Below are 8,288 nucleotides of genomic sequence, written 5' to 3'. Positions count from 1 at the left end.
TTATTTATGTGTAGGTCGGTATCGGAGACATACACATGCACCGTTTGACGGGACGGGTCAGATGGTATTAAGAGAGGGCCCACGGCCGGGGGGCGGGCCCCGCGCCGGCCGCTAGGCGCCGGCCGTGTCCTTCTGCGGCTGGGCGGCCGGCTTGAGCTCGCGCCGCAGGATCTTGCCCACGTTGGTGCGTGGCAGGTCGTCGCGGAACTCGACGTAGCGCGGCACCTTGTAGCCGGTCAGCTGGGTGCGGCAATGCGCGATCAGCGTTTCGGCGTCCAGGTTGGGATCCTTGCGGATCACGTACAGCTTGACGGCTTCGCCCGAGCGTTCGTCGGGCACGCCGATGGCTGCCACCTCGCGCACGCCGGGGTGCAGCGCGGCCGCGTCCTCGACCTCGTTGGGATAGACGTTGAAGCCCGACACCAGGATCATGTCTTTCTTGCGGTCGATCAGGTAGACGTAGCCGGTCTCGTCGACGTAGCCGATGTCGCCCGTGCGCAGGAAGCCGTCGGGGTACATCACCAGCGCGGTCTCGTCCGGCCGGTTCCAGTAGCCCTGCGTGACTTGCGGGCCGCGCACGCAGATTTCACCGGTTTCGCCCACGCCCAGTTCCTGGCCGTCGTCATTGCGGATGGACAGATCCGTGGACGGCACCGGCAGGCCGATGGACCCGGTGAACACCTGGACGTCCAGCGGGTTGATCGTGACGGCCGGCGAGGTTTCGGTCAGGCCATAGGCCTGCGCCAGCGACTTGCCGGTGACGGCCAGCCAGCGGTCCGCCACGGCGCGCTGCACGGCCATGCCGCCGCCCATCGTCAGCCGCAGCCGCGAAAAATCCAGCTTGGCGAATTCGGCATTGTTCAGCAGCGCATTGAACAGCGTGTTCACGCCGGTGAAGGCGCTGAACGGCACCTTGGCCATTTCCTTGACCAGGCCCGGAATGTCGCGCGGGTTGATGATGAGCAGGTTGCTGGCGCCGATCTTCATGAAGGTCAGGCAGTTCGCCGTCAACGCGAAGATATGGTAGAGCGGCAGCGCGGTGACGATGCATTCCTGCCCTTCCTTGACCAGCGGGCGCACCCAGGTATAGGCCTGGGTGACGTTGGCGGCCAGATTGCCGTGCGTGAGCATGGCCGCCTTGGCGACGCCCGTGGTGCCGCCGGTGTATTGCAGGCAGGCCAGGTCGTCCTGCGTCAAGCTCACTTCGTCGAACGGGGCGTCGCGGCCCGCGCGCAGCGCGTCGCCCAGCCGCAGCGCCTGGGGAATCGACCAGGCGGGCACCATGCGCTTGACCCGGCGCACCACGAAGTCGACCAGCCGGCCCTTGACGGGGCCGAGCAGTTCACCGATGGACGTGACCAGCACGTGTTCGACCGCCGTGTCGGGCAAGGCCTTTTGCAGCGTGGCGGCGAAGTTGTCGGCCACCACGATGGCGCGCGCGCCCGAGTCGGCCAGCTGGTGTTCCAGTTCATGCGCCGTGTACAGCGGGTTGCAGTTGACCACGATGCAGCCCGCGCGCAGCGCGCCGAACAGGCAGACCGGGTACTGCAGCAGGTTGGGCATCATCAGCGCCACGCGGTCGCCCTTGCGCAACCCGTTGGCATGCAGCCAGGCGGCGAAGTCGCGCGTCAGGCGGTCCAGTTCGCCGTACGTCAGCGACTTGCCCATGCTGATATACGCGGTCTTGTCGGCGAAGCGCCGGCAGCTGTCGCGGGCGATCGATACCAGCGTGGCCGCCGGGTCCAGGTCGATTTCCGCGGGCACGCCCGGCGGGTAGCTCTTTTGCCAGATTCGTTCCATCTTTACGGAGTTCCCAGTAGGGCTTTCTTCAGGGAAGACTGTGCCGGGTGGTCGCCCAGCCAGACCCGCAGCAGCGCGCGGGCAAAGGCCGGGTCGTCGATGCGGCCGCGCGGCTTGCCGTTGTCGGTGACCGAGATGCCGCGGGCATCGAAATCCAGGTCGATGACATCGCCTTCGCGGGCCGAGCCGATCTCGGCCATCAGGGCAGACAGGCGGCCGGCAGACCCTTGCAGGGCGGCGAGTTCCGCCTTGGGGGTATTGTCGCGCAATCCCTCCTGCAACGCGGCGTCCAGGCTCTTGCTGTCGACATCGCGCAAGAGTTGCAGCCGCATGCGGCGCGGTTCGTTGCTGTTGATCAAGGCCGCGGCGTCCTGGCTGCTGGCGCTGGCGTACAGCGCCGCGACATAGACCTTGACCACGAACTTGGTGCGCACGCCGGCGCCGTTCAGTACCAGCGTATGGCCGCCTTCGGACAACTGCGCCGGCACGCGCACGCCGGCCACGTCCAGGTCGGCGGCCAGCGCCGGGGCGCCTGCCAGGCAGGCGGCCAGGATAAGGCTCAGGGCGGTGGCTCGCCCTCCAGAGATGTCACGCATGGGTCTCCTCCAGTCGTTTTCTGCTTGTAGTACTTCTTGTCGGCGATGTAGATCGTGCGTTCCACGACGGCGTAGACGACGCCGTCCTTGTCCTTCAATTCCACGGTGTACGTCCGGGTGGTCTCGTGGTGCTGCGCAAGAATCCTGCGTATCTCCGCGATTTCTCCCGGCGGTAGCCGGAAGTCCACGTACAGCGTGGTGTAGGCGGGCTTGCGGTAGCGGATGGACGCCGCCTTGTCCCACACGATGTGGTCCGCGCCCAGCGCGGCCATCAGCATGGTGGGATGGGCGCCGTCGGTCACCGCGAACAGCGAGCCGCCGTACATGGACCCTACGATGTTGCGCGTGCGCCGCAGCAGCGGCAGCTTGATGCGGATGTGCTGGAAATCCGGTGACACGTGCAACACCCGGCCGCCGGTGGCGCGAAACGCCGGATGCAGGTTGAATCCCACCCGCATCAGGCGTGCGCGCCAGGCCGGCGATAGCCGTTTGAACCAATAGGGCTTCACCGGCTTACAGGGCCTCGAACAGGCCGGCCGCGCCCATGCCGGTGCCGATGCACATGGTCACCAACCCGTACTTGCCGCCGGTGCGGCGCAGGCCGTGGGTGAGCGTGGCGGTGCGGATCGCGCCGGTGGCGCCCAGCGGATGGCCCAGCGCGATGGCGCCGCCCAGCGGGTTGACCTTGGCCGGGTCGAGCTTGAGTTCGCGGATCACCGCCAGCGACTGGGCGGCAAAGGCCTCGTTCAGTTCGATCCAGTCCAGGTCTTCCTGGCGGATGCCGGCGCGGGTCAGCACCTTGGGGATGGCGGCCATGGGGCCGATGCCCATCACTTCGGGCGGTACGCCGGCCACCGCGAAACCGACAAAGCGCGCCAGCGGGCTGAGGTTGAATTCGCGCAGCACGCGCTCGGACACCAGCACCACGGCGGCGGCGCCGTCGGACATCTGCGAACTGTTGCCGGCCGTGACGCTGCCGCGCGCGGCAAACACCGGTTTCAGGCGCGCCAGCGCCTCGGCGGAACTGTCGGGGCGCGGGCCTTCGTCCACCTCGACCAGGCGGCGGGTTTCATGCACGTTGCCATCGGACCCGCCCGGCAGGCGGGTCACGACTTCAAACGGCGTCGTCTCGGCGCGGAAGTGGCCGGCGGCGATGGCGGCGCTGGCTTTCTGTTGCGAGGCCAGGGCGAAGGCGTCCTGGTCTTCGCGCGACACCTTCCATTGCTCGGCAACCTTTTCGCCGGTCAGGCCCATGCCGAAGGCCATGCCGATGTTCTCGGGGTTCGAGAAGATGGCCGGGTTCAGCGAGACCTTGTTGCCCATGATCTGCGGCATGGCGCTCATGGACTCGGTGCCCGAGCCGATCATGATGTCGGCTTCGCCGGTGCGGATGCGGGCGGCGGCGTCGGCCACGGCCTGCAGGCCCGACGCGCAGAAGCGGTTGACGGTGACGCCGGCCACGCTTTGCGGCAGGCCCGCCAGCAACAGCCCGATGCGCGCCACGTTCATGCCTTGTTCGGCTTCCGGCATGGCGCAGCCGGTGATGACGTCGTCGATCCTGCCGGCATCCAGCCACGGCGTCTGGGCCAGCACGCCCTTCAGCGCGGCGGCCAGCAGGTCGTCCGGCCGGGTGGTGGCGTAGGCGCCGTTGCGCTTGCCCACCGGCAGGCGCGTCGCGGCGACGATGTAGGCCTCTTGAATCTGCTTGCTCATGTCAATTCCTCAATTTCGCAGTGGCTTGCCGGTGTCGAGCGTGTGGCGGATGCGGGCTTGCGTTTCAGGCGTGCGCAAGAGCGCGACGAACTCCTTGCGCTCGACCGCCAGCAGCCATTCTTCGTCCACCTTCGCGCCGGTCTCGACCTCGCCGCCGCACAGGGCCACGGCGGCGCTGCGCGCCACGCGGTAGTCATGCGCGCTGATCATGCCGCCTTCGCGCATGTTGACCAGCACCATCTCGAAGTTGGCGATGCCGTTGCGGCCGGCGACGGGAATGTCCTTGAACTTCGGCGGCGGCACGTAGCCGGCGGTGGCCGCGGCACGCGCCTGGCCGATGGCCACGTAGAGCAGCTCGCCGGGGTGGAACAGCACGATGTCGTGTTCGCGGGCAAAGCCGGCGTCGACGGCCTCGCGCGCGCTCTTGGCGACCTGCGCCATCGCGATGGTCTGGAACACCGGTTGCAGGTAGGGGAAGACCTCGCCGGGCGTGGCGGTCCTGGCAGCCAGCGCGGCCGCGCGGCCGGCGAATTCCTTGCTGCCGCCGCCGGCCGGAATCAGGCCCACGCCGGCCTCGACCAGGCCGATATAGCTTTCCAGCGCCAGCACGCGGTGCGAGGCATGCATCAGGAATTCGCAGCCGCCGCCCAGCGCCATGCCCTGCACGGCCGCCACGGTGGGGATCTGCGCGTACTTGAACGATTGCGAGGTGCGCTGGAATTTCTCGACGGTGGCTTCCAGCATGTCCCATTGGCCGGCGGCGCAGGCTTCGGCCACCTGTTGCAGGTTGGCGCCCACGGCGAAGGGGGCGTCATGCCAGATCACCAGGCCGTCGAAGTCGCGTTCGGCGCGGGCGACGGATTGCAGGATGCCTTCCAGCACCTCGGCGCCCAGCGTGTGATTCTTGGACGTGACCGACAGGATGGCGATGCCGGCGTCCACCTCGGGCAGGTTCCACAGGCGCACGCCTTCGTTTTCCCAGACGGTGACGCCGCGATCGTCGGCGCCTTCGCCGAACACGCGCTCGGGGAACAGCTGGCGCCGGTAGACCGGCAGCGTCGAACGCGGATGCGGCGTGCCGCTGCGGGCGGAATACGAGCCTTCAGGCGTGTGCACGCCCTTGCGGTCGGGCTCCAGGGCCCAGGCCGGCAGCGGCGCGTCGCTCATGGCGCGGCCGGCCTTGATGTCCTCGGCCACGGCGCGGGCAATGTCCTGCCAGCCGGCGGCCTGCCAGGTTTCGAACGGGCCCTGCGCCCAGCCGAAGCCCCAGCGCATCGCCAGGTCCAGGTCGCGTGCGTTGTCGGCCACCTGGCCCAGCTGCACGGCGCTGTAGTGGAAGATGTCGCGAAACAGGCTCCAGAGGAACTGGGCCTGCGGGTGGCTGCTGGCGCGCAGCGCGGCAAAGCGCTTGGCCGGATCGCGTTCCTTGAGCAGGGCGGCGACTTCGTCGGCCAGCTTGCCGGCGCTGGGCCGGTAGTCTTGCGCCTTCAGGTCCAGCACCAGGATGTCGCGGCCCGCCTTGCGATAGACGCCGGCGCCGCTCTTCTGGCCCAGCGCGCCCTTGGATATCAACGCCGACAGCCACGCGGGCGGGGTGAAATAGCGGTGCCACGGGTCGTCGGGCAGGCCCTTGTCCATGGTGCCGATCACGTGGGCCAGGGTGTCCAGGCCCACCACGTCGGCGGTGCGGTAGGTGGCGCTCTTGGGGCGGCCGATCCTGGGGCCGGTCAGGGCATCGACCTCGTCAAAGCCCAGGCCCAGGCGCTGCGTGTGGTGAATGGCAGCCAGGATCGAGAACACGCCGATGCGGTTGGCCACGAAGTTGGGCGTGTCCAGCGCGCGGATGACGCCCTTGCCCAGGGTGGACGTGAGCCAGGTTTCCAGCTCGTCCAGCACGGCAGGCTGGGTGTGCGCGGTGGCGATGATCTCCACCAGCCGCATGTAGCGGGGCGGATTGAAGAAATGGATGCCGCAGAAGCGCTCGCGCAGCGAGGCGGGCAGGGCATTGGCCAGCGCGTCGATCGACAGGCCGGACGTGTTGGACGCGATGATGGCGCCAGGGGCGACGTGAGGGGCGATGCGCTCGTACAGCGCGGTCTTCCAGTCCATGCGCTCGGCGATCGCTTCGATGATCAGGTCGCAGCCGCGCAGGCGCTCGATGTGGTCGTCGTAGTTGGCCGGGGTGATGAGGGCCAGGCGGGCGGCGCCGGCCAGCGGCGCGGGCTCGAGTTTCTTCAGGCCGGCCAGCGCTTTCTTGACGATGCCGTTGCGGTCGCCTTCGGGCGCCGCCAGATCGAACAGCGTGACGGGCACGCCGGCATTGGCCAGGTGGGCGGCGATCTGCGCGCCCATGACGCCGGCACCCAGCACGGCGACGTGTTTGACGACGAACTTGCTCAAGGAAGTCTCCTGAAAATGCAGGCGGCAGGCGGGACCGGCCCGTCCGCCGCCCGGGGCAAGGCTAGAAGCGGGACGACAGTTGCAGGCCGAAGATGTGGCCGCTGCTGTCATAGGTGCCCGCGACGCGGCCCTTGGTCAGCTGGTTGCCGGACGTGGTGTCGATGTCCGTCTTGCGCAGGTACAGATAGGTGTAGCCCAGGTCGAGCGTGGTGCTCTTGGTGGCCTGCCATTGCACGCCCGTCGAGAACCAGTAGCGGTCGTTGTCGGGCAGCGAGGTCGGGCGGTCTTCGGCCTTGTGGACCGGCGACTGGTCGTAGGCCAGGCCGAATTTCCACTTCCAGTCGGGCGCGAACTTGTACGACGTACCCACGGCGATGCGCCACGTGTCGCGGAAGTTCAGCGGCAGGTCGTCATCGCGCGCGCCGGTGCCCGAGTTGCGGATCTTCAGGTCGGGAATGCTGCTCCAGCCCGTCCACGAGATGTCGCCCAGCAGTTCCCACTTCTCGTTGAGCTGGTGGGTGGCGCTGAGGATCAGGGTGTCGGGCAGGTCGACCGAGGCCTTGGCATCGAACGACACCGACTGGCCGGTGGGGCCGATGTTGTCGATGTCGGTATCGCCCTTGGCGGTGTGCTTGATCTTGGAACGGTACGACAGGCCGATGCGGGTGTCTTCGGTGGGTTGCAGCATGAAGCCCACGTTCCAGCCCCACGCGTCGCCCTTCAGGTTCAGGTCGGCATCGCCATTGGTGAAGAGGGTGCGTCCGCCGGGCAGCGCCACGGGCACGACCGTCTTCTTCTTGTAGTTGGCGTCGATGTGCTGCCAGTTCACGCCGAAGCCCATCGAGAACTTGTCGTTGACCTTGTAGGCGATCGACGGGTTGACGTTGATCGTCTTGATCTCGAACTTGTTCGAGTGGTACTGGCCTTCCCAGCCCTTGTCGTATTCGGTCATCAGGCCGAAGGGGGCGCCGACGCCCAGGCCGATGAACCATTTTTCGCTCAGTTGCCACGAGCCATACAGGTTGGGCACGACGCCCAGGTTGCCGGCATCGCCGCCGTCGCCGCCGGTGGGGCGGGTGCCGCCCAGCGCCGTGGGGTTGCGGCTGTTGCCGTTGTCCGAGAACTTGAAGGAGGGCTTGATCAGGTTGACGCCGCCCGAGACGTTGATGCCGGGCAGGTAGGTCATGCCTGCCGGGTTGTAGTAGATGATGCTGGCGTTTTCCGGATTTGCCGCCGAGCCCGCGTAGGCGTTGCCCAGGCCGCTGGCATTCTGCTCCAGGAGCTGAAAGCCGGCGCCGTGGGCGGCGCTGGTCGCGCCCAGGCCGACCACAATGGCCGACAGGGTGCTCAGGGACAATGAACGTCTGCTCATGGTACTGCCTCCTCGTGTTGGATGAGTGTGTCTCTATGGCACTGCCGGTCTCGTGTCCCGGTCTATTCGGCTCAGGGGTAAAGGGTCCTATGGCCGGTTGTCTGCTGTGCTACGTACTGCGACTGCTCTGGTAATGCAGGGGGCCGCCCGTGAACGGTGCGAACCCGGTCCCAAAAATCACGCCCGCGTCGGCCAGGTCGGCGTCGGCCACCACGCCGGAATCGACCCGTTCGCGGGTGGCATCGATCAACGGCTGGATCAGGCGCTCGGCCAGGCCGGCCGGTGCGCCGGCGGCGTCTGTCTTGTCCTTGACCGGCTTGCCATCGCCGCCGGGCTAAAAGCTGTCTTTTATACACCTTTGAAGCTGCCCGCGAAACGGTTTATGGGTAATTCTTCGGTGTTTGTCG

General features: G+C 67.5%; 6 protein-coding genes and 1 pseudogene. All 7 read right to left on the bottom strand.

Annotated elements, in window-relative coordinates; genetic code table 11:
• Positions 1-111: 111 nt before the first annotated feature.
• Entirely contained in the window at positions 112-1,800 is a 1,689-nt protein-coding gene (locus tag AC6LJ2_RS29585) for an AMP-binding protein (protein ID WP_263915385.1), read from the bottom strand.
• Between the two features lie 2 nt (positions 1,801-1,802).
• Positions 1,803-2,396, bottom strand: a complete 594-nt coding sequence (locus AC6LJ2_RS29580; protein WP_498152730.1) for a chalcone isomerase family protein — start codon at positions 2,394-2,396, stop codon at positions 1,803-1,805.
• Positions 2,360-2,905 carry a DUF4442 domain-containing protein gene (locus AC6LJ2_RS29575; protein ID WP_263915383.1) on the bottom strand — a complete coding sequence of 182 codons (546 nt, stop codon included), beginning with the start codon at positions 2,903-2,905 and terminating at the stop codon, positions 2,360-2,362. The genes AC6LJ2_RS29580 and AC6LJ2_RS29575 overlap by 37 nt, the downstream gene beginning before the upstream one ends.
• A 4-nt stretch (positions 2,906-2,909) precedes the next feature.
• The gene (locus AC6LJ2_RS29570; RefSeq protein ID WP_445657085.1) at positions 2,910-4,109 is read right to left on the bottom strand and encodes an acetyl-CoA C-acyltransferase; all 1,200 of its coding nucleotides are present in this window, start codon (positions 4,107-4,109) and stop codon (positions 2,910-2,912) included.
• Positions 4,110-4,118: 9 nt separating this feature from the next.
• Positions 4,119-6,509 carry a 3-hydroxyacyl-CoA dehydrogenase/enoyl-CoA hydratase family protein gene (locus AC6LJ2_RS29565; RefSeq protein ID WP_498152729.1) on the bottom strand — a complete coding sequence of 797 codons (2,391 nt, stop codon included), beginning with the start codon at positions 6,507-6,509 and terminating at the stop codon, positions 4,119-4,121.
• Positions 6,510-6,570: 61 nt separating this feature from the next.
• A complete protein-coding gene (locus AC6LJ2_RS29560) occupies positions 6,571-7,881 on the bottom strand; it encodes an OmpP1/FadL family transporter (RefSeq protein ID WP_263915380.1) in 1,311 nt (436 codons plus the stop codon).
• A gap of 109 nt (positions 7,882-7,990) precedes the next feature.
• Positions 7,991-8,206 (bottom strand): annotated as a pseudogene (locus AC6LJ2_RS29555) (3-hydroxyacyl-CoA dehydrogenase NAD-binding domain-containing protein); the annotation flags it as partial.
• Between the last annotated feature and the right edge of the window lie 82 nt (positions 8,207-8,288).

Source organism: Achromobacter sp. 1014246743 (assembly GCF_059760725.1).
Note: the sequence above shows the minus strand (reverse complement) of the source record. Positions and strands in the feature narration are given on the sequence as shown.

What these genes read in the sequence shown, in the direction of transcription:
- AC6LJ2_RS29580 (WP_498152730.1), bottom strand. Translation starts at nt 2,396, where the DNA reads ATGCGTGACATCTCTGGAGGGCGAGCCACCGCCCTGAGCCTTATCCTG.
- AC6LJ2_RS29585 (WP_263915385.1), bottom strand. Translation starts at nt 1,800, where the DNA reads ATGGAACGAATCTGGCAAAAGAGCTACCCGCCGGGCGTGCCCGCGGAA.
- AC6LJ2_RS29570 (WP_445657085.1), bottom strand. Translation starts at nt 4,109, where the DNA reads ATGAGCAAGCAGATTCAAGAGGCCTACATCGTCGCCGCGACGCGCCTG.
- AC6LJ2_RS29560 (WP_263915380.1), bottom strand. Translation starts at nt 7,881, where the DNA reads ATGAGCAGACGTTCATTGTCCCTGAGCACCCTGTCGGCCATTGTGGTC.